The following is a 20416-nucleotide window of genomic DNA, read 5'->3' on the forward strand; positions in this document are numbered from 1 at the left end:
GACATGCTGACCCTCTATGATACCAAACTATCGTCCCGCCTTTTGCTCGGCACCGCTCAATATCCTTCGCCCGCCATCCTGATGGACGCAATCAAGGCTTCTGGAACAGAAATCGTCACTGTCTCGCTGCGACGGGAGATGGGAGGCGGCAAATCCGGCGACAAGTTCTGGTCGCTCATCCGCTCGCTCGCAGTCCACGTCCTGCCGAACACGGCCGGGTGCCATACGGTCAAGGAGGCTGTTCTCACCGCACAAATGGCGCGGGATGTCTTTGCGACCGATTGGATCAAGCTCGAAGTTATCGGTAATCACGATACGCTGCAGCCTGATGTGTTCGCGCTGGTTGAGGCTGCCCGCATCTTGTCCGATGACGGGTTCAAGGTCTTTCCCTATATGACGGATGATCTGGTTGTCGCAGAGCGCCTGCTCGAGGCAGGATGTGAAGTGCTGATGCCTTGGTGCGCGCCGATCGGCTCGGCCCTTGGTCCGCTCAATTTGCACGCCTTGCGTTCATTGCGGGGGCATCTCCCCGATGTTCCGATGATCGTCGATGCCGGTCTCGGACGCCCTTCGCATGCTGCGACGGTCATGGAGCTTGGGTTCGATGCGATCCTGTTGAATACTGCGGTGGCGAAGGCCGGTGATCCGGTAGCGATGGCGGGCGCTTTCGCCAAGGCAACGGAGGCGGGGCATACTGCCTATCGCGCCGGCATGCTGGAACCGCGCGACGTAGCTGTGCCGTCAACGCCAGTGATCGGCAAGGCCGTATTTACGTAACAATTGGATACGCAAGCTCAGCTGTCGAGCATCTCGGCTACTTTACCGTCCTCGCCATAAACGAGGCAATCGGCGATGGTCGTCTTATCGAGAACGCCGCGCGTGACATTGGCGACCTCGTTGAAAACATGACGGATTTCGCATGTTTCTTCGCTCTGGCAATCCTCGCAGCGGCGATAGGCGATCTTGCTCAGGCAGGGCAGAGGTGCGATCGGGCCATCGATCAGGCGCAGCACCTCGCCGAAGGTGATGTCTTCGGCTGGCTTGAGCAGCAGATAGCCACCCATCTTGCCACGGCGGCTCATGACAATACCTTGGTGCTTCAGATCAAGCAGAATCTGTTCGAGGAACTTCTTCGGAATGTTCTGTTCTTCCGCGATGTCCGAGATGAAGAGAGCCTTCTCGGCGTCTGCCCTGGCGAGAACGACGAGCGCCCGCAGAGCATATTTGGCTTTTTGCGATATCATTTTTCTTTGCCTGACTACCGTTGTGGTGCAGTCATAGTCCCTCGCACCGCATTTTCTAGTGTAAAAATGTTAAAAATTTGAGTTTTTTGCAGCCGATAAATGTCTCAAAAATGATGTGTAAGACGCTGAAAAATAATAATTCATTAAGACTTTGCCGAAGATGGCCGCGAATTCAATACACGATTAACCCGGTAGAGATTATTGACAAATGATTTCAAGCGGTCATCATCGGGTATCGGTTGACCCCACAAGGCAACTGCACTCTGCAACCGAATTGTTTTATGGAGGTCGCAATGTACAGTGAAGTATCAGGCATTTTTAATCGGGCGGAACGCTTGTGGCGGGACGTTTTTGCTGCTGAAACACTCGATCGGAATGCAGGCGATCCGAAGCAACGCGATAGCGAGGAAGCTTCGGCAAAGAAGCACCGCAACTGGACTGAGGAAGATTTCCTCTGGTGCTGGCAGCATCGCGGCTTTTGGTGAGCCACTCACAATTTTCAGGCAGGAATCCACGACCGGCGCCGCCGCTTTGGAATAATTAGAACAAGCAGCTCCGCGGATTGCGGGCTGCTTGCTCTGTTTTGCTCAGTTTGCAGTATTTGATTTCAGTTAACTCTAGGACATTGGAACATAAATTCTTCCGCGGCACTGTTTTTGAAGTCATCCTCGCAAAAATTGTCCGCGTTTCCATCAAGGCTGTGCGGATGGGGCGGTGAATGAAAATGCGACGCTGCAAGTGTGCCGGCGAGCTTGGGAGAATTCAATGAAAAGACTTTTTGTGTATGCCACGGTGGCATTGAGCTTGAGCCTCACTCCGGTCAAGGCTGCCGACGAGCCGAGTGAAATCCTCAATGTTTCCTACGATATTTCTCGCGAGCTCTATGAGCAGATCGATAAGGCGTTCACGGCCGCTTACAAGCAAGAGGCAGGCAAGGATATTACCGTTAACCAGTCGCATGCCGGCTCCTCCAAGCAGGCGCGTTCCATCCTCGAAGGCCTGGAGGCCGATGTCGTCACCTTCAACCAGGTGACCGATGTCCAGGTGCTGCACGACAAGGGGAACTTCATTCCTGCCGATTGGCAGTCGCGCCTCCCGAACAATTCATCGCCCTACTACTCTTTGCCGGCCTTTCTCGTACGGGCCGGAAATCCGAAAAACATCAAGAACTGGGATGACCTTGTTCGCGATGACGTCAAGGTGATCTTCCCGAACCCAAAGACGTCTGGCAATGCCCGCTATACCTATCTCGCGGCCTATGCCTTTGCGCTTGAGGCCTACAACAAGGACGAGGCCAAGGCACAGGAATTCGTGAAGAAGCTGTTCGCCAATGTGCCGGTATTCGATACGGGCGGCCGTGCTGCGACGACGACCTTTGCAGAACGCGGTATCGGCGATGTGCTTATCACTTTCGAGGCGGAAGTGCTGGGGACGCGCAAGCAGCTTGGCGAAGACAAGTATGAAGCAGTCGTCCCGCCGGTCAGTCTTTTGGCCGAATTTCCGGTAACCGTAGTCGATAAGGTTGTCGACAAGCGTGGATCGCGTGCCATCTCAGAAAGCTATTTGAAGTTCCTATATTCGCTGGAAGGGCAGGACATTCTCGCGCAGAATTTCAACCGGGTGAACGATGAAACGGTGAAGGAAAAATACGCCGCGCAGTTTCCCGAGACCCGCCTGATCACCGTCGATGACGCCTTTGGCGGATGGAACAAGGTTACAAAGGACCATTTCTCCGAGGGTGGCATTCTCGACAAGGTTTTCACCAAGCGGTGACTTACTTTGGTGAAATTCATGTTCACGGCGCGGCCTGAGGGCTGCGCCGTTTCATTTTCAACCTTCGCTTGCGTTCACTACAACTTCCTCTAGAAAACTGCACATGTCGTTGCTTTCAAAATCCAGTCAGCGTGGAATATTGCCGGGTTTTGGTCTCACTATGGGTGTGACCTTGCTTTACTTTGTCATCATCGTCGCGCTGCCGCTTTTGGCGATGCTGTATAAATCGGTCAATCTCGGATGGGCGGATTTCTGGACCATCATTTCCTCGGAGCGAGCGCTGGCGACCTACCGCATAACGGTCGGCGCAGCAGCATTGGCGACAGTTTTCAACGCCGTGTTCGGCGTGCTTCTGGCCTGGGTACTGGTGCGCTACGAATTTCCCGGTCGGCGCCTTCTCGATGCGGTGGTCGACCTGCCGTTCGCGCTGCCGACAGCTGTGGCCGGTCTCGCGCTCGTCACTGTCTTTTCTACAAATGGCTGGTTCGGCCAGTATCTTGAGCCATTGGGCATCAAAATTGCCTATGCGCCGCTCGGCATTGCCCTTGCCATGATGTTCACCAGTATTCCCTTCGTCATCCGGACGGTGCAGCCGGTGCTGGAAGACGTTGCGACCGATATCGAAGAGGCGGCGCGGTCGTTGGGTGCCACCAATTGGCAGATATTTGCCAGGATCATCTGGCCCGCGATTTTCCCTGCGTTCATAGCGGGTTGCAGCCTTTCCTTCGCACGCAGCCTGGGGGAGTTCGGCGCCATTGTCTTCATATCAGGCAATTTGCCGTTCGAGACCGAGGTCATGTCGCTGCTCGTGTTCATCCGGCTGGATGAATATGACTATCCGGCGGCCGCCGCCCTGGCGACCGTGATGCTTGTCACTGCCTTCGTCATGCTCTTTGTTACCAATTCCATTCAGGCCTGGCAGCTTCGCTATGCAGAACGCAGCTGATCTCGTTGCGCCGGCAATTGCGGTTCAATCGTCGCGGCGGCATGGCGTTCGGCCCTCACGGCGGTCGCATTGGCTGTTGATCATTTCGGCGATATTCCTGTCGATCCTGTTTATCGGCGTTCCGATGCTGGTGATTTTCACCTATGCCTTCCGTGAGGGCATCGCCGTCTATTTCTCGCAGATCACGCAGCCCGCAACCCTGCATGCAGTGTGGCTGACGGTTCTTACAGCGATCGTCGTTGTGCCAATCAATATGGTATTCGGCATCTGCGTGGCCTGGCTTGTCACGCGCTTCCGTTTTCCAGGGCGGCGGCTGCTTATTACATTTGTCGAGATTCCGTTTTCTGTCTCACCCATCGTTGCAGGCGTGACTTATCTGTTCCTCTATGGCAGCCAGGGCCTGCTCGGACCGCTGCTCGACAGTTATGACATCAAGATCATGTTCACCGTTCCGGCGATCTTTCTGGTCAGTCTGTTTGTGACCAGTCCGTTTGTCGCGCGCGAACTTATTCCCTTGATGCAGGCACAGGGCAGCGAAGACGAAGAGGCGGCGATCACCCTCGGGGCAACGGGCCTGCAGACATTCTTCTACATAACGCTGCCCAATATTCGCTGGGCGTTGCTCTATGGGGCGGTGCTTTGCAATGCCCGTGTGATGGGTGAGTTTGGTGCTGTTTCTGTCGTTTCCGGCGCTATTCGGGGCCAAACCAATACGCTGCCCCTGCAGATCGAACTATTGTTCAATGATTATAACGTCACGGGCGCTTTTGCTGCCTCGTCGACACTGGCTTTGATCGCGGTCGTGACGCTGATACTGAAGTATATGCTTGAGCGGAAGCAGATGAGCTAGGTTCTTGAGCCTAGCTCATCTGCATTTCACGCGGCGCGTTGCGTGCGAAACGTCTCTTGAGGCCGTCGCATGGAATCGGCCAGAATGTAGGCCTCAGGCCATGAGCCGAAACCACTTTCGATATTGATATGCCCGGCATTTTTCATATCGACAAATCCAGAGCCCCAGATTTCAGCGAGGGCCTGCGCCTTGTTGAACGACATGTACGGGTCATCGCGGCTGGCGACGGCGATCGATGGAAAGCCGAGATTATGGCGGGGCAGGGGTGCGAAGCTGCGGAATTTGGGATCCTGCACGGCCATGCGTTCTGCGTCCGCTGGCGCAACCAGAACGGCCCCTGCCACATGCGCCGCTGACGGTCGGCTGGCGAGATGAGAAACGAGCACGCATCCCAGACTATGGGCCACGAGAATGGCTCCGGGCGTTTCAGCGAGCGTAGCTTCCAGTACATGCAGCCATTGCGACAGGACCGGGTTTTCCCAGTCGTCCTGCTCGACGAGACGTGCGGTCTCGTCCTGTGCCAGCCACTGGCGCTGCCAATGTCCCTTTTCGGAACCGCGGTATCCCGGAATGATCAAAGTCGTCATCAGTGCCACCACTCCTTTCATGCAAAATTGCTTGGGAGGAAAAGTTTGAAGTACGGCTTCAAAATAGGTGGGCACTGCCCGTGCTTGAAGGAACAGCGAACTAAACTCGGCGATATCTGGAAAATATTCCTGCGTGAATTCGGATTATCGTAAAATCACGAGAGGCCTGGAAGATGGCAGTCAGTGCTCGCCATCTTTCTTGTACCAGCGCAACAATAGTTGCGACCGTTCGAAGAACAGGACGACGAGGAGCGACAGTGCGAAGGGGATCAGCAGGTAGAACAGGCGGAAAATGATGAGCGCTGCCAGTACGTCCGCCTGATCCACGTCAGGCAGACCAGTCAGGAAAACCAGTTCCAATACACCGAGGCCACCCGGTGCATGCGAGATCAGCGCCGCCGAGAACGACACGAGGAAAATGCCGAGGATGATCATGAAGCCAGGGTTTCCGGCTGCCGGAAGTGTGAAATAAATGATGGCAGCGGCGCCGATGAGCTCCAGCGGTCCAACGATCAGTTGCTGCGCCACGACCGTGAGACGTGGATATTCAAGCGTAAAGTGGCGGATACGCAATGGCTTGAAATGCAGCCAGCTGCCGAAAACGTAGAGCAGCACGATAGCCAGCGAGCCAAAGCCGAGGACGTAACTCAGGGTGAGCGGCAGTTCGGCGTTGAACCGCTGCAGCAGTTCCGGCTCGATCAGCAGGACAACGGCACTGAGGGTCAATATCCCGAGCAGGAATGTGAACGAACAAAAAGCAATCAACAGGGCAATTTCGGGTCCGCTCATGCCTTGCGAGGAATAGGCGCGATAACGAACGACTGCGCCCGACAGCACGGACGCTCCAATATTGTGAGAGAGTGCATAAGTGGTGAACGAGCAAAGCGCGATGAACAGCCAGGAAATTTTGCGGCGAAGGTGCAAAAGCGCAATGCGATCGTACCCGGCAAGCGCAGCATAGGCGACAAGGGATGACAGGCCAGCCAGAATCCAGCGGTGCATTGGAATGGCATAAAGGCTGTGGATCACGTCGTCCGGCGAGATGCTCCGAAGCTCCTTGTAGAGGAGCCATACGGAAACCCCGACGGCGGCCAGTCCGATTACCGGCCATGCATAGTCCTTCAACTTCATGCTTGTTCCTGCCCAGCCACTGCTGTCACCATCTTCTTGTCATTGTTCCGTCAATGGCCCCTCCGGCTTCGGCTCGTCAAGATCGAGTATGTGAGCAACGATACCCCGGGCTATTTCACGCTCGCCCATAATCACGGCATCGGCACCAAGATCCTGCAAATGCTGCACTTCGGCATCCGAATGGGCGCGCGCCAGAATGTTGATGACCGGGTTTGCAGCGCGTGCCTTGACCACGATTTGTCCAGCCTCGAATGCATTGGGAATGGCGAGGATCAGTTGGCGCGCTCCTGCCAGATTGGCAGCTGCCAGGATATCGCCATTGGCCGCATTGCCGACGATCGTTTCGATATTATCGTCACGCAGTTTGGCCACCGTCTTGTCTGCGTCCTCGATGACCAGAAAAGGCTTGCCCACTTCTTTCAAGGCATCGCCAACGAGACTGCCGACGCGGCCATAGCCAATCAGAACGGCATGATTCGTGAGGGTAGTATGGCGAATTTCTTCAACGTCAGGTTCCTCCGATGCGGGTGTCTCCGCGTCTGCAACAGGCTCTGCGGCCGTCGTGGGCATGCGCTTTTCCAGCCTCGGCTTCAAATAGGTCACCCCTGCGAACACCAGCGGATTGAGGAGAATGGAGAGAATGGCGCCGCCAAGGATAAGATCGCGGCCTTCTTCCGGCAGCATTCCCAGACCCACGCCAATCTCAGCGAGAATGAAGGAGAACTCGCCAATTTGCGCCAGGCTGGCGGAAATGATGAGGGCCGTGCCGGTTGGATAACCGAAGGCGAGTACAATGAAGAAGGCGGCCAGCGACTTGCCAATGACAATGATCGCAAGTGTCGCGAGAAGCGGCAGCGGGTCGTTGATGATGGTCATCGGATCGAACAGCATTCCGACCGACACGAAGAACAGCACGGCAAAAGCGTCACGCAGCGGCAGGGATTCTTCCGCCGCCCGATGGCTGAGTTCGGATTCGCTCATGATCATGCCGGCGAAGAATGCGCCGAGTGCCAGCGAGACGCCGAAGAGCTTTGATGCGCCAAAGGCAACACCAAGTGCAATCGCGAGAACTGCGAGACGGAAGAGTTCGCGTGAGCCGGTATGCGCGATCGCGTGCAAGGTCCATGGAATGACCCGGCGCCCGACGATCAGCATGACCGCAACGAACGCAGCAACCTTGCCAAACGTCAGCGCTATGACGCCGCCAATGCCGAGATTGAAATAGGAGGCGAGGGGGTCGCTGGCTGCGTGAATCGCACCGTCGGTCGCACCGCCGCCATTGAGGGCACCGGCTAAGGCCGGCAGCAAGACGAGCGCCAGGACCATTGCGAGGTCTTCGACAATTAGCCAGCCAACGGCGATGCGGCCGCGTTCTGTCTCGATCAGGCGGCGCTCCTGCATGGCACGCAGAAGGACGACGGTACTTGCTACTGAAAGTGCCAAGCCAAAGACGAAACCCGCCTGCATGCTCCAGCCAAGAATCCATGCAAGGCCTGCGCCAAGGAGCGTTGCAACCACGATTTGAACGATTGCGCCGGGGATCGCGATAGCACGGACCGACAAAAGGTCTTTCAGGGAGAAATGCAGGCCAACGCCGAACATGAGCAGGATGACGCCGATTTCCGCGAGTTCGGCCGCCAGGTCCTGATCGGCGACAAATCCGGGAGTATGGGAGCCGGCCAAGACACCGGCGACAAGATAACCGACAAGGGGAGGAATACGCAGGCGGTTGGCAATCGCACCGAAAATGAAGGCCAGTACAAGACCTATGACGATTGTCGCAATCAGCGGCGTTTCATGAGGCATATGTCGGCGTCTCCCCCTTGATTGGAAAATGAAGAAAGTGGCGGCCCTGCACGCAGACCTGGCGCGAGCAGTATTGCGTACCGAGGATGGCTTGCAAACCGCTTATCTCGATCTGCGGCGCGGGAAATGGTATTTTTTCCATGCGCCGCAGATATTTAGGCTTGAAGGTTAAGCCGGCGGCCGATCAGCTCTGAGCGACCGGCTTTTCGCCGATACGATGAGCGTGGTTTTTCTCCCACCAGTTTCCAAGCAGCAGGAGGATCGGCGCTGCGATGAAAAGCGAGGAGCTTGTGGCGATGACCACGCCGAAGAGCATCGGCAGCGCGAAGTTCTCAACGGCCTTGCCACCCCAGATTGCCATCGGAAGCATGGCAAGGAAGACGGTGAGCGACGTGTAGATACAGCGTGCCAATGTCTGGTTGATCGACAGATCGATGATCTGACGCAGCGGCATCTTCTTGTGAATGCGCAAGTTCTCACGCATGCGGTCATAAACCACGACCTTGTCATTGACCGAATAGCCGATGATCGTCAGCAGCGCAGCGATGGCGGTCAAGTTGAAGTCGAGCCCCATCAGTGCAAAGAAACCAACGGTCTTTGTGGTGTCGAGGATCAAGGTCGCAATCGCACCGAGTGCAAAGTGCCATTCGAACCGCCACCAGATGTAAAGCAGCATGGCAATGCTGGCGAGAACAACCGCAAGGATACCTGACCTTGCCAGTTCACTGCTGACTTTCGGTCCAACAACTTCGGAGCTCTCGATCCTGACGCCTGGGTCGAGCTGCTCCACGGCCGCCTTTACCTTTGTTACAGCTTCAGTTTGAGCGGTCTCGCCGCCCTCCTGGCGCTGAACCCGAATAAGGACCCGGTTGTCTCCGCCACCCTGCTGCAGGGCCACTTCACCCAGCCCGAGACCTTCCAGCGTCGAACGCATCGTGGCGAGGTCTGCAGGCTTGGACGTCGTGACGTCGACCTGGATGCCGCCCTTGAAGTCGATGCCGTAATTGAGACCCGGATGGATGAACAGGACGATCGAGGCGATCGAAAGGAAGATCGAAACGCCGATGCCGAAGAAGCGGGCATTCATGAAGGAGATATTGGTGTTTTCCGGAACGAGCTTGAACAGATGCTCGATGTGGATTGTCTTCATTTTACGGCGACGAACGATGGCCATCATGATGATGCGAACGACCGTGACAGCGGTGAACATCGAGACAAGCGCGCCGATGATCATGGTGATCGCAAAGCCGCGTACAGGTCCTGTGCCGAACAGGAAGAGCAGGAATGTCGCGATCAAGTGCGTGGCGTTTGCATCGACGATCGTCGAGTAAGCAAGCCTGAAGCCGCGGTCGACGGCAGCCATCGCACCGATGCCTTTGCGCGCTTCCTCACGGATACGCTCGTTGATGAGAATATTCGCATCCACCGCGAAACCGATACCCAGGATGATGGCGGCGATACCAGGCAAGGTTAGCGTCGCTCCGAGCAGGCTCAGTATGCCAAACGTCAGCGCGACATTGAGGGCGAGGGCGAGGTTGGCGATGAGGCCCCAGCCGCTATAGAGGACGAAAATAAATGCCACAACCAGCGCGAAGCCAATGAAGCCTGTCAGAAGACCCATCTTGATGACGTCACCGCCAAGGTCCGGACCAACCGTGCGTTCCTCAATGACGGTGAGCGGGGCGGGCAGGGCACCGGCGCGCAGCAGGGCTGCAGTGGTGACCGTATCCTGCACGGTGAAGTTGCCGGTGATCTGGCCGGAGCCGCCAGTGATCGGTACCTGGATAACGGGAGCGGTCAGAACCTTGCCGTCGAGCACGATGGCGAAGGGCCGCCCGACATTCTGGCTGGTGATGTCGGCGAACTGACGTGCACCGACATTGTCGAAGCGGAAGGAAATGATCGGCTGATTGGTCTGCTGGTCGAAGGCTGCACGAGCATCAGTCAGGCGCTCGCCGCTGATGGCCACCCGGTCTTCAACCGGATAGGTAATGGAGGGATCCTTCACATCAGGCAGGATTGTGACGCCTGGCTGCGGCGTTGCACCGGCATTGCGGTCCGCAACCATGTGGAAAGTCATCTTGGCGGTGCTGCCGAGCAAGGCGCGGAGCTGGCTTGGATCCTGCAGACCGGGCAACTGGACGACGATACGATCGGACCCCACGCGCTGGATCGAGGGTTCGGCGACGCCGACCTGATCGACGCGGCGGCGGACGATTTCAAGACTCTGCTGCAGAGCATTGTCGAGTTTGTCCTTCATACCCGCTTCTGTCAGGGTCAGGCGGATCTGGTTATCGGTCGTGGTGATATCGATGTCGCTGACAGGAGCGGCGAAGCCCACCTGCGCAACCTGTGCTGTCAGCTCGCGCAAGGCGGTGACTGCAGCGTCGCGCTGTGCCGGGTCAGCAAGGGTCACAATAACAGAATCGCCGGCAACGCGCACGGATTGAGGCTGAATTTTTGCGGTGCGCAGGTGGCCGCGCGCATCTTCCAACATCCCGCGGACACGGTCTTTCTTCAGCGCTGCCGCATCGACTTCGAGAACCAGATAGGAGCCGCCACGAAGGTCAAGGCCGAGTGCTACCTGCTTCTTGGGAAACCAGCTCGGCAGAGCATCGAGCTGTGCCTTGGTAAACAGGTTGGGGAGCGCGAGGACTATGCCTGCCAGAATGATAATAATATAGGTCCAGAGAACCCATCTCGAAGTACGCATATCTGTGTTCCGTTGTGAGGTGCGGGCATGCTGCCGAGAACTGGATTACGAGTCTGCTTGGCGGCAGCCGGAGTTTGTTTTCGTCGTCTCCTAAGCGGAAACGGTGATGTCAGGCCGCGGTTAAAGGCGGCGCGCGGGCGCTGAAAACTGAATTGTGGTCAAGCGTGAAACTTGAACTGACCTGAATTAAGAGAGCATTTTTCTGGTTTGCGACGACCAGTGCGGGCTCGCAAGGCAGCAATGCATCCTGCGGACCGCTATCGGATTGCAGGCCACTCTTGATCTTCAGATGCAGCGCTTCCAGCGCTGCAACACGCATTGGCCGCTGAACCGGTGTCGATTGATTGTCGACTTCGTGAGCCAGGCGCGTTTCGCTCTTGTTCGGCGTGCCGAGTTCGCTGGTTGCGATACTGGCGTCAGGGCCCGTCATGTAGACAGTACCCAAGGCGGCGCCGATTGTAGAGACGAGCCAGAAAATAGAAATCAGGAGCGGAGCAGCGCTGCGCTTTCCTGTTTTGCTATTTCCATGAATGCTCATTCGTTTATCCAATATTCAATCATCGCGGTGCTGAGCACCTCGCTGCGACTCTATTTATGAAGTCTGGCAGGCTGAGTCACCTAAAATCGTCGTGCGGCGGGTTTCATGACGGGAAAATATGTCGTTTTGCAGGAAACGGGTGGAACGAAACAGCCAAAATGGCACTCTTGTTCGAAAAATGGAGATGTCATGATGGCAGATACAATTACCAATGCAGCAGCAATCCCGTGGAGCGCGATCGAGACGGAGTTGGACAATTTCGGCTCCGCCATTTTGAAGAATGTGTTGTCCAGGGCGGATTGCGAAAAGCTTGCTGCCGGATATCCCGACGACGGCCAGTTTCGCAAACGCATCGTCATGGCGCGGCATGGATTTGGACGAGGCGAGTACAAGTATTTCAGCTATCCCCTGCCGGGCCTTGTAAACGATCTACGCCAGTCGCTCTATCCGCCGCTTGCTGGAATCGCCAACCGCTGGAATGAATTGATGGGCATCGATGTCCGTTATCCGGACCGGCATGCAGCATTCATCGAGCGGTGCCATGCAGCAGGGCAGGACCGGCCAACGCCGTTGCTGCTCGAATATGGCGAGGGCGATTATAACTGCCTGCACCAGGATATTTACGGCGTGCATGTCTTTCCACTCCAGGTAGCATTTCTGTTGTCGAAACCGCAGGAGGATTTCACGGGCGGCGAGTTTGTCCTGACAGAGCAGCGACCGCGCATGCAGTCGCGCGCCGAGATCGTGCCGCTTCAGCAAGGCGATGCGGTGATATTTCCCGTCAGCCAGCGTCCGGTAAAGGGAACGCGGGGCCACTACCGGGTGAATATGCGCCACGGTGTCAGCCGCCTGCGCAGCGGTAAGCGCCACACGCTCGGCATTATCTTCCACGATTCGAAGTAGGGTCCGTTGATATTCACGCCCTAGTGGCCTGCAAATGGCACTTTTCTGCGCTTCCGGTGCTCATGTACGAGGATGTACATTGCGCTCTGGTGCTCGAAAAATACCATTTTCGGCTCATCCTGGCTCAAATCCCAACAGACCCTCGTTGCATCGGCCCGCGAAGAACCGCATTGTGACACGGTAAATCGCTCGCATGGGGCCTCGATGGATTATCTGATTTTCTGGGAATGGCTGAATTTTGCGGCGCGGTGGCTGCATGTGATCACGGCAATCGCCTGGATCGGATCATCATTTTATTTCATCGCGCTCGATCTCGGGTTGCGGCGCCATGCGAACCTTCCGCAAGGCGTGAATGGCGAGGAATGGCAGGTACATGGCGGTGGTTTCTACCACATCCAAAAATATATGGTCGCGCCGGCGCACATGCCGGAACACCTCATCTGGTTCAAATGGGAGTCCTACTTCACCTGGTTGTCCGGCTTCGTGCTACTATGCATCGTCTACTATGCGGGCGCCGATCTCTATCTGATCGATCGCAATGTTCTGGACGTTTCGACGCCAACCGCAATCCTGATCTCGCTCGCATCGATTTCGCTTGGCTGGTTGATCTATGACCTATTGTGCAAATCGCCGCTCGCCTCCAACGATACGGCGCTGATGATCATCCTGTATGCCGTGATCGTTTTCATGGCTTGGGGTTACACGCATCTTTTCACCGGACGTGCTGCATTCCTGCATCTGGGCGCGTTTACCGCGACGATCATGTCGGGCAATGTCTTCCTGCTGATCATCCCGAACCAGAAGAAGGTCGTCGCCGATCTGATTGCGGGAAAAATACCCGATCCCAAATTGGGGAAGCAGGCCAAGCAGCGTTCGACACACAATAATTACCTGACGCTTCCTGTCATTTTCTTGATGTTGTCGAACCACTATCCGCTCGCTACTTCGACGGAATTCAACTGGGTCATCGCCGCGCTGATATTCATCATCGGCGTGCTCATCCGCCATTACTTCAATTCAAGACATGCGGGAACGGGCAACCCGCACTGGACATGGCTGGCCAGCACTATTCTGTTCATCATCATCATCTGGCTTTCGACAGTTCCCAAAGCCTTGACGGGCGAGGCAAAAGTTTCACGCGCTGCTGAACCTTTCCTGGCCGCCGCCAATTTCGAGCAGGTGCGCGATACGGTGATGGGGCGCTGCTCCATGTGCCACGCGACGGAACCGTCCTGGGAGGGGATCATGATGCCGCCAAAAGGTATCCGCCTCGATACGGACGAATTGATTGCGACGCATGCGAGCGAGATCTACATTCAGGCCGGTGCCAGCCATGCCATGCCGCCGGGCAATCTCACTCACATTACCGATGATGAGCGGGCTCAGATCGTCTCATGGTATCGTGACGCGATGGCAGGAAAGTCCATGCAATGACAGAGCTTTTATTGCGCGGCCGCATTCTGACCTTCCACGATGAACCACTCGCCGGCGAGGCGAGCCCGGAGACATTTACCTATATCGAGGAGGGCGGTTTGCTCATCCGCGACGGAAAGGTCGTTGTGGCTGGTGACTATGCGCAATTGCGGGCTGGCGAGGGCCGCAACGTCGAGGTCATCGATCATCGCCCGCATTTGATCATGCCGGGCTTCATCGATACCCATATCCATTATCCGCAGATGCAGGTTATTGGTTCTTATGCCGGCGCGCTGATGGAATGGCTCAACAAATATACCTTTGTCGAAGAGCAGAAGTTTTCCAATCAGGGACACCCCGAACGCATCGCCTCTGCCTTGTTCGACGAGTTGATCCGGCATGGAACCACGACGGCAGCGGCCTACTGCTCCGTGCATAAGGCATCGGTCCAGGCGTTTTTTACGGAGGCGCACCGGCGCAATATGCGCATGGTGGCGGGCAAGGTGATGATGGACCGCAACGCGCCGCCAGGCCTGCTTGATACGGCGCAATCTGGGTATGACGACAGCAAGGCCCTGATCGGTGAGTGGCATGGCAAGGGCCGCCAGCTCTATGCGATCACGCCGCGTTTTGCGCCGACATCGACGCCGGAACAGCTTGAAATGAGCGGCACTCTAGTGCGCGAGCATCCCGACCTGCACGTGCAGACACATCTGTGCGAAAACACAGCCGAAATCGCCTTTGTTGCAGAGCTGTTTCCGTGGAGCCGCGACTATACGCAGGTCTATGAGCATTACGGATTGCTCGGGCCAAAGACACTGCTTGGGCACTGCATTCATTTGACCGATGCGGAAGTAGGCGCAATTGCCAATAGTGGTTCGGTCGCGGTGTTCTGCCCCACATCCAATCTTTTTATCGGTAGTGGGCTGTTTGATCTTGCACGTCTGCGCGCGTCGAAGCCACCGGTCCGGACGGCGATTGCGACGGATATAGGTGGCGGCACATCCTATTCCATGCTGCGTACGCTGGATGAGGGCTACAAAATCCTCAACATACAGGGCCAGCGCTACCATCCCCTGCGCTCCTTCTATCAGGTGACGCTTGGCAATGCGCGGGCACTGTCATTGGAGGGCACTATTGGCTCGTTTGTCCCTGGCGCCGAGGCCGATTGCGTCGTGTTGGATGCCCGCGCCACGCCCGCAATGCGCATTCGCATGGAGACAGTCGAAACGTTGGTGGAAGAGCTGTTCCTGATGCAGACAATGGGCGACGACAGGGCCATTGCCGAGGTTTACGTGGCGGGTAGGGCAGCGAAAAGCACTTTGACCAGCTGACGGTGTAAGGAACCAAAAGGCGAGATTGGCCGTTCGGCACTGTCAATGCCTCCGAATTTGGAACAGCTCATGACAACGCAACACCGGGATTTGCGCACCGGGCAGCCGATCTGGCTTGGCAAACGGGCGCCTCGCATCAAGACCAACCTGCTCATCCAAGACGTTGAGACCGATGTTGCCGTCATAGGCGCCGGCATCAGCGGGGCGCTCATGGCGGAAAGCCTGAGCGAAGCCGGATATGAGGTTGCGATATTCGACCGGCGGCTGCCGGTTACGGGTTCCACGCCGGCAAGCACGGCTCTTCTGCAATTCGAGATCGATGTCCCGCTGCATCATCTGGCGCGCAAGATCGGGCAGAAAGATGCCGAACGCGCATGGCGGCGTTCCAAACTTGCCGTCGATCTGCTGCGCGAACGGACGAGGCGGCTTGGCATCAAGTGCGAGATGGAAAATCGAGATTCGTTATACCTGGCGGGCGATCTTCTTGACGAAGAGGGTTTGCAAAAAGAACTGAATGCCCGCCGCCGGGCTGGTTTCGAAACGAGAATGCTGAGCAAGGCGGAGCTAAACGCCGAATTCAACATCGACCGCGACGCCGCATTGATGAGTTTCGACAATATCGAAGCAAATCCGCGGCGGTTGGCCATAGGATATTTGTGCAAAGCCATGGAACGTGGTGCGAAGGTTTTTGCGCCCGCCGATATTGCTTCTGTCGAATCCAATGAGCGAACTGTTGTGGCGGTGACCACCACGGGGCAGAAAATTCGCTGCAAGCACCTGATTTTCGCGACGGGCTACGAAATCCCCGAGCAGGTTCCGCAAAAAGGCCACTCCATCACGTCAACATGGGCGCTTGCAACCCTGCCGCAGAAGCGAAATTTATGGCCGCAACGCTGTCTGATCTGGGAGGCCTCGGACCCTTATCTCTATTTGCGCACGACAACCGACGGGCGGATCATTGTGGGCGGCGAAGACGAGAAATTCGAGGATGAGGAAAAGCGGGATGTAAGGCTTCCCGCAAAGACGAAGGCCATTCTCGCCAAACTCAAGAAACTCTTTCCGGGCATTGTGGCCGAGGCCGATTATGCCTGGACGGGCAGTTTCGGTGCAAGCTCAACGGGTCTGCCATCGATAGGCGCTGTGCCGGGAATGCATCGTTGCTATGCCGTCCTTGGCTATGGCGGCAACGGGATCACATTTTCGATGGTCGCGGCGCAGTTGATCCACGGCCTGATCCGCGGAACAGGCGACCCTGACGAGGACTTGTTTGCTTTCAAATAGGTTTATTCGACGCGGTAGCCCACTTCCTCGGCGGCATGGCCCAGAGTCAACCAGAACGATCGCGCAAAGGTGCGAAACACATAAAGGTCGAATGTCTCATCATCGATACGCTGGATATTGGCGTGAATGTCGTGATGTAGCGTTGCGCGGCCGTAGCCAACGGGAAAGGCATGTTCGGAAAAGTCGATCGCAAAGAGCTTCGACAATATCCATTCCGAACGCGGTCCGCTGACGCGTATCACCGTGCGACCGTGGGTGAGATCGATCATCGTTCCCAGTTCCGGCGAAATGGCGGAACGCAACCTTGTTTCGAGTTCAGGTGTGGCACTGACGACAAAATATCGGCCCGGCGCGAAGCCGAACACCGACTTTTCACCTGCCACCCGGCCGAGACCGGGCTTGTTCTGAAGTGCAAGCCCTGTTGCGCTGCCGATTGCGGTCAACATGCTGGATACCATATCGCTCCAGGCTGTAACCTGAATGATCGAAAGTCCTTTTCGCTCGCGCAGCGTCACGCCAATGCCGGCAGCGGCATTGCCGTGATCGCCGGGAACGTAGGCCTTTCCGATTGAGGATTGACGTTCAGCCATGCATCCGGCTCCCTTCTGGATCGAACATGTGATGGCTGACAATCTCCACCGCACAATGCCTGTCGCGAAGCAAATCCGTCGCGAATGCGCGATTGCCGATCATGGATGTTCCGTGCTTGACCAGCGCCAATGCAATATATTTGCCGAGCGCGGGCGAGTAGCAGGCTGCCGTTACATGGCCGAAACTGTCGGCTGGTTCGCGCGGAACAGGGTCCGTCACGATATGACTGCCGCCGGTGATGGATTGATTATCCATTGAAATCAGGCCGACAAGCGAAAGCCGGTTGTCGTCCTTAAGGCCCTCGCGGCCGATCATCGCGGAGCCGATATAGGGCTTTTTCTTCGACAGCATCCAGTCAAGATGCAGATCATGGGCCGTCGTCCTGCCGTCGATTTCTGCCCCCGTGACGTGGCCCTTTTCGATACGCAACGTGCCAAGTGCCTCAAGCCCGTATGGAAGGATGTCGAAAGGCTTGCCAGCAGCGAGCAACGATTCCCAGACCTGCGTGCCGAACCCGGCACCGCAATAGACTTCATAGGCGAGTTCTCCGGAGAAGGAGAGGCGGCAGATCATGACCGGAATGTCGTCGATCCTGCCATGGACGATACCCATGAAAGGCAACGTCCCGTTATCAACCTTTGTACCTGTCACGCAGGCTTCAAGCACGGCGCGGGCTTTCGGACCCGATATGGCCGATCCCGCCCAGACATCCGTAACCGAAGTCAGGTGCACGCGCAGGTCCGGCCAGACGCAGTCGAGATAAAACTCCAGATGCTGCATGACCGTTCCGGCATTGGCCGTGGTGGTTGTCATGAGGAACTGTGTTTCGCCAAGGCGCCAGGTCGTGCCATCGTCAAAGGCGATACCGTCCTCACGCAGCATCAGACCATAGCGGGCTTTGCCGACAGGCAGGGTCGAGAACATGTTGGTATAGACGCGGTCGAGAAGCTCCGCCGCATCGGGACCCTGGATATCGATCTTGCCGAGTGTGGAGACGTCGACGATGCCGACGCTCTGACGGACAGCCCGCGCCTCGCGGATATAGGCCTGTTCGACGGTCTCACCATGGCTGCCATAGATCATCGGGCGGTGCCAAAGGCCTGCCTCATAAGTCTTGGCGCGATTTTGCAGGTGCCAGTCGTGCATGGGCGTAAGCCTGTGCGGACGCAGATCGCCGTAACGCTCGCCCGCGAGAACGCCAAGCGACACCGGCGTAAAGGGCGGGCGAAACCGCGTCGTACCAGCCTCGGGGATCGATATCCCGCGTATATCGGCCATGATGGCGAGACCGGGTATATTTGATGTTTTCCCCTGGTCAGTTGCCATGCCGAGGGTGGTGTAGCGTTTCAGGTGCTCGACCGAATGAAAGCCTTCGAGATAGGCAAGACGAATATCTTCCGCAGTGACATCATGCTGGAAATCGACGAAAGCCTTCTGCGTTTTGACAGGAGGCTCAATCTCGAAGACAGGCGCGGGAGAGGCATCCAGCATCGGCGCTTCGACTGGAGGAATGGCCAGCTTTTTCTTGGCCGCACCCTTGGTCGCACCATCAGAGAGCACGCTGACGGTGTCCATGTAACCCGCTGCCGCACCCGTGGCTACCCAGTTCTGGCTGGGCTCCGGTGGCAGGAACGCTTGCAGATCGTCATCCCAATCCGGCTTGCCGCCCGCCTGGCTCGCCAAATGAATGGCTGGAGACCAGCCTCCCGAAACGCCAAGACAGTCAGTCTTGATTTCACGCGGCGCGCCGGACACCCGGCCGGTCTCCGCGTTGAAATGTTGAACGGTAATTGAACTCAATGTTTTTCCTGCATGCGTCCCCGTGACGGCATGACCAAGGAGCAGTTCGGCTCCGGCAACGCTGGCAATATCACGGCAAGTACCGGATACATCGGAGCGTACGTCTACGATCGCCGCAACATTGACGCCAGCAAGCGACAGGGTGCGCGCGACTTCATAAGCGCTGTCATTGTTGGTAAAGAGGGTGACATTGTTGCCAGCCGCCACGCCGTACTCGATTGCATAGCGGCGCACCGCATCGGCGAGCATCACGCCGGGGCAATCATTGCCGGGGAAGACGATCGGGCGCTCGAATGCGCCGGTCGCCAGAATGGTCTTGCCAGTACGAATGACCCAATGGCGCTGACGCGGCTGGCTTTTGGTCCGGTTTGGTTTGTAGTCGGAAACATGTTCGACCGCAGTCAGAATATTGCCATCATAATAGCCCCAGACCGAAGTGCGTGTCAGGAACCGGACATTCGGCAAGTTCGCCAGGGCTGCCGCCTTTTCCCGTGCCCAGACGGCGGGGTTGCGTCCGTCGATCAATTCTCCCGACGCAAGCAGTGTCCCCCCTGCGATTGGTCTTTCTTCGGCGATAATGACGCGCGCGCCCGTTGTTGCAGCGGCTTCCGCTGCGATGAGGCCCGCGGGACCGCTGCCAACGACAAGAACATCGCAAAAAGCGTTCATGCGCTCGTAGCGGTCGGGATCGGGTGCAGTGCCGGCCTTGCCGAGCCCGGCTGCACGCCGAATGAATTTTTCGCAGAACATCCAGAAGCTAGTGCCTCTGAGGGGGCCGATAGCCGGTCCCATGAATGTCTTGTAGTAGAACCCTGCCGAGAGGAACGGCCCTGCAAGCTGGTTGATCGCCATGAAGTCGTGTTCAAGCGAAGGAAACCGGTTCTGGCTTTGCGTGACCAGACCGTCATATAGCTCGAGCTCGGTTGCCCGGACATTGGGCTCGCGCACATCGCCGGTAAAGACAGTGACGAGGGCGTTGGGCTCGTCACTCCCGGCAGCAAAGACACCGCGCGGACGATGATATTTGAACGAGCGCCCAAAAAGTGTGATGCCATTGGCAAGCAGCGCCGAGGCGAGTGTATCTCCGGGATGGCCGCTATAGGCCTTGCCGTCAAATGTGAATCTGACCGACTTGGAGCGATCGACGCGCCCACCCCTGGAAAGCCGCGAACTGGTCATGCCCGTTCACCATCTGTGGCGATAGCGGATGTGTCCCGGGCGAATGCAACCGATGAGATTGCGTGGGTGCTCACGTCGCGCGTGACGACAAGATGCTGACGGCAGCCGCCCCCGTGCAACCAGAACTCACGGTGCGAGCCGCCCGTATTGGCCCGATCGTAGACATAGGCGTTCCAGGCAGCATGATCGACCGATGCTGGTTCGGGACGTTTTCGCGTCGCATCGCCCTGATAGATGAACTCAATGACGTCACGTGGTCCGCAATAGGGGCATTTGATGATCATGATCTCATTGTCTCAAGGCGAATCGTTTCACTGGCAAATACGG

The 20416-nt window shown here is 57.0% G+C and carries 19 protein-coding genes; 10 read left to right on the forward strand and 9 right to left on the reverse strand.

Annotated elements, in window-relative coordinates:
* Positions 1-3 precede the first annotated feature (3 nt).
* The gene (locus BLM14_RS05290) at positions 4-777 is read left to right on the forward strand and encodes a thiazole synthase (RefSeq protein WP_099998424.1); all 774 of its coding nucleotides are present in this window, start codon (positions 4-6) and stop codon (positions 775-777) included.
* Positions 778-794: 17 nt separating this feature from the next.
* Here BLM14_RS05290 and BLM14_RS05295 read toward each other — a convergent pair whose 3' ends face one another.
* Positions 795-1244, reverse strand: a complete 450-nt coding sequence (locus BLM14_RS05295) for an RrF2 family transcriptional regulator (RefSeq protein ID WP_099998425.1) — start codon at positions 1242-1244, stop codon at positions 795-797.
* A 293-nt stretch (positions 1245-1537) separates the two neighbouring features.
* On the opposite strand from BLM14_RS05295, the gene BLM14_RS05300 reads away from it, so the two are divergent.
* The 4 genes from BLM14_RS05300 (at position 1538) to cysW (ending at position 4813) form a co-directional block, all read left to right on the forward strand.
* A complete protein-coding gene (locus BLM14_RS05300; protein ID WP_099998426.1) occupies positions 1538-1729 on the forward strand; it encodes a hypothetical protein in 192 nt (63 codons plus the stop codon).
* A gap of 280 nt (positions 1730-2009) precedes the next feature.
* The gene (locus BLM14_RS05305) at positions 2010-3017 is read left to right on the forward strand and encodes a sulfate ABC transporter substrate-binding protein (RefSeq protein ID WP_099998427.1); all 1008 of its coding nucleotides are present in this window, start codon (positions 2010-2012) and stop codon (positions 3015-3017) included.
* 103 nt (positions 3018-3120) lie between these two features.
* On the forward strand, positions 3121-3963 hold the full coding sequence (cysT, locus tag BLM14_RS05310; protein ID WP_099998428.1) for a sulfate ABC transporter permease subunit CysT: 843 nt from the start codon (positions 3121-3123) through the stop codon (positions 3961-3963).
* Positions 3947-4813 carry a sulfate ABC transporter permease subunit CysW gene (gene cysW, locus BLM14_RS05315; protein ID WP_099998429.1) on the forward strand — a complete coding sequence of 289 codons (867 nt, stop codon included), beginning with the start codon at positions 3947-3949 and terminating at the stop codon, positions 4811-4813. Before cysT ends, cysW begins: the two co-directional genes overlap by 17 nt.
* A 26-nt stretch (positions 4814-4839) precedes the next feature.
* On the opposite strand, the gene BLM14_RS05320 is transcribed toward cysW, so the two are convergent.
* From BLM14_RS05320 to ybaL, 3 genes are all read right to left on the reverse strand, one after another.
* Complete coding sequence (locus BLM14_RS05320; protein WP_100001043.1) at positions 4840-5403, reverse strand: RBBP9/YdeN family alpha/beta hydrolase; 564 nt, start codon at positions 5401-5403, stop codon at positions 4840-4842.
* A gap of 177 nt (positions 5404-5580) precedes the next feature.
* Positions 5581-6531 carry a lysylphosphatidylglycerol synthase domain-containing protein gene (locus tag BLM14_RS05325; RefSeq protein ID WP_099998430.1) on the reverse strand — a complete coding sequence of 317 codons (951 nt, stop codon included), beginning with the start codon at positions 6529-6531 and terminating at the stop codon, positions 5581-5583.
* A 39-nt stretch (positions 6532-6570) separates the two neighbouring features.
* Positions 6571-8337, reverse strand: a complete 1767-nt coding sequence (gene ybaL, locus BLM14_RS05330; protein WP_099998431.1) for a YbaL family putative K(+) efflux transporter — start codon at positions 8335-8337, stop codon at positions 6571-6573.
* A 28-nt stretch (positions 8338-8365) separates the two neighbouring features.
* Here ybaL and BLM14_RS30880 point away from each other — a divergent pair, with 28 nt between their 5' ends.
* Complete coding sequence (locus BLM14_RS30880; RefSeq protein WP_157929476.1) at positions 8366-8509, forward strand: hypothetical protein; 144 nt, start codon at positions 8366-8368, stop codon at positions 8507-8509.
* 12 nt (positions 8510-8521) lie between these two features.
* On the opposite strand, the gene secD is transcribed toward BLM14_RS30880, so the two are convergent.
* Together secD and BLM14_RS05340 are read right to left on the reverse strand one after the other, a co-directional pair.
* On the reverse strand, positions 8522-11050 hold the full coding sequence (gene secD, locus BLM14_RS05335; protein WP_099998432.1) for a protein translocase subunit SecD: 2529 nt from the start codon (positions 11048-11050) through the stop codon (positions 8522-8524).
* A gap of 109 nt (positions 11051-11159) precedes the next feature.
* Positions 11160-11588, reverse strand: coding sequence for a hypothetical protein (locus BLM14_RS05340; protein ID WP_099998433.1), 429 nt, complete (start codon positions 11586-11588; stop codon positions 11160-11162).
* A gap of 189 nt (positions 11589-11777) precedes the next feature.
* Here BLM14_RS05340 and BLM14_RS05345 point away from each other — a divergent pair, with 189 nt between their 5' ends.
* The 4 genes from BLM14_RS05345 to BLM14_RS05360 all read left to right on the forward strand — a co-directional run bounded on the left by BLM14_RS05345 (position 11778) and on the right by BLM14_RS05360 (position 16519).
* Entirely contained in the window at positions 11778-12491 is a 714-nt protein-coding gene (locus tag BLM14_RS05345; protein WP_099998434.1) for a 2OG-Fe(II) oxygenase, read from the forward strand.
* Positions 12492-12695: 204 nt separating this feature from the next.
* On the forward strand, positions 12696-13925 hold the full coding sequence (locus BLM14_RS05350; RefSeq protein WP_099998435.1) for a urate hydroxylase PuuD: 1230 nt from the start codon (positions 12696-12698) through the stop codon (positions 13923-13925).
* Positions 13922-15238, forward strand: coding sequence for a guanine deaminase (guaD, locus tag BLM14_RS05355; RefSeq protein ID WP_099998436.1), 1317 nt, complete (start codon positions 13922-13924; stop codon positions 15236-15238). The genes BLM14_RS05350 and guaD overlap by 4 nt, the downstream gene beginning before the upstream one ends.
* A gap of 69 nt (positions 15239-15307) precedes the next feature.
* The gene (locus tag BLM14_RS05360; protein ID WP_099998437.1) at positions 15308-16519 is read left to right on the forward strand and encodes an NAD(P)/FAD-dependent oxidoreductase; all 1212 of its coding nucleotides are present in this window, start codon (positions 15308-15310) and stop codon (positions 16517-16519) included.
* A gap of 2 nt (positions 16520-16521) precedes the next feature.
* Here the strand turns inward: BLM14_RS05360 and BLM14_RS05365 are convergent, their stop codons facing one another.
* Genes BLM14_RS05365 through BLM14_RS05375 form a run of 3 tightly spaced genes read right to left on the reverse strand, consistent with a single transcriptional unit; the run spans position 16522 to position 20373 of the window.
* Entirely contained in the window at positions 16522-17109 is a 588-nt protein-coding gene (locus BLM14_RS05365) for a sarcosine oxidase subunit gamma (protein ID WP_099998438.1), read from the reverse strand.
* Positions 17102-20089: a sarcosine oxidase subunit alpha family protein gene (locus BLM14_RS05370; RefSeq protein WP_099998439.1), complete on the reverse strand. Its 2988-nt coding sequence runs from the start codon at positions 20087-20089 to the stop codon at positions 17102-17104. The genes BLM14_RS05365 and BLM14_RS05370 overlap by 8 nt, the downstream gene beginning before the upstream one ends.
* Positions 20086-20373, reverse strand: coding sequence for a sarcosine oxidase subunit delta (locus BLM14_RS05375; protein WP_099998440.1), 288 nt, complete (start codon positions 20371-20373; stop codon positions 20086-20088). Before BLM14_RS05375 ends, BLM14_RS05370 begins: the two co-directional genes overlap by 4 nt.
* Positions 20374-20416: the final 43 nt, after the last annotated feature.

Source organism: Phyllobacterium zundukense (assembly GCF_002764115.1).
Taxonomy (GTDB): domain Bacteria; phylum Pseudomonadota; class Alphaproteobacteria; order Rhizobiales; family Rhizobiaceae; genus Phyllobacterium; species Phyllobacterium zundukense.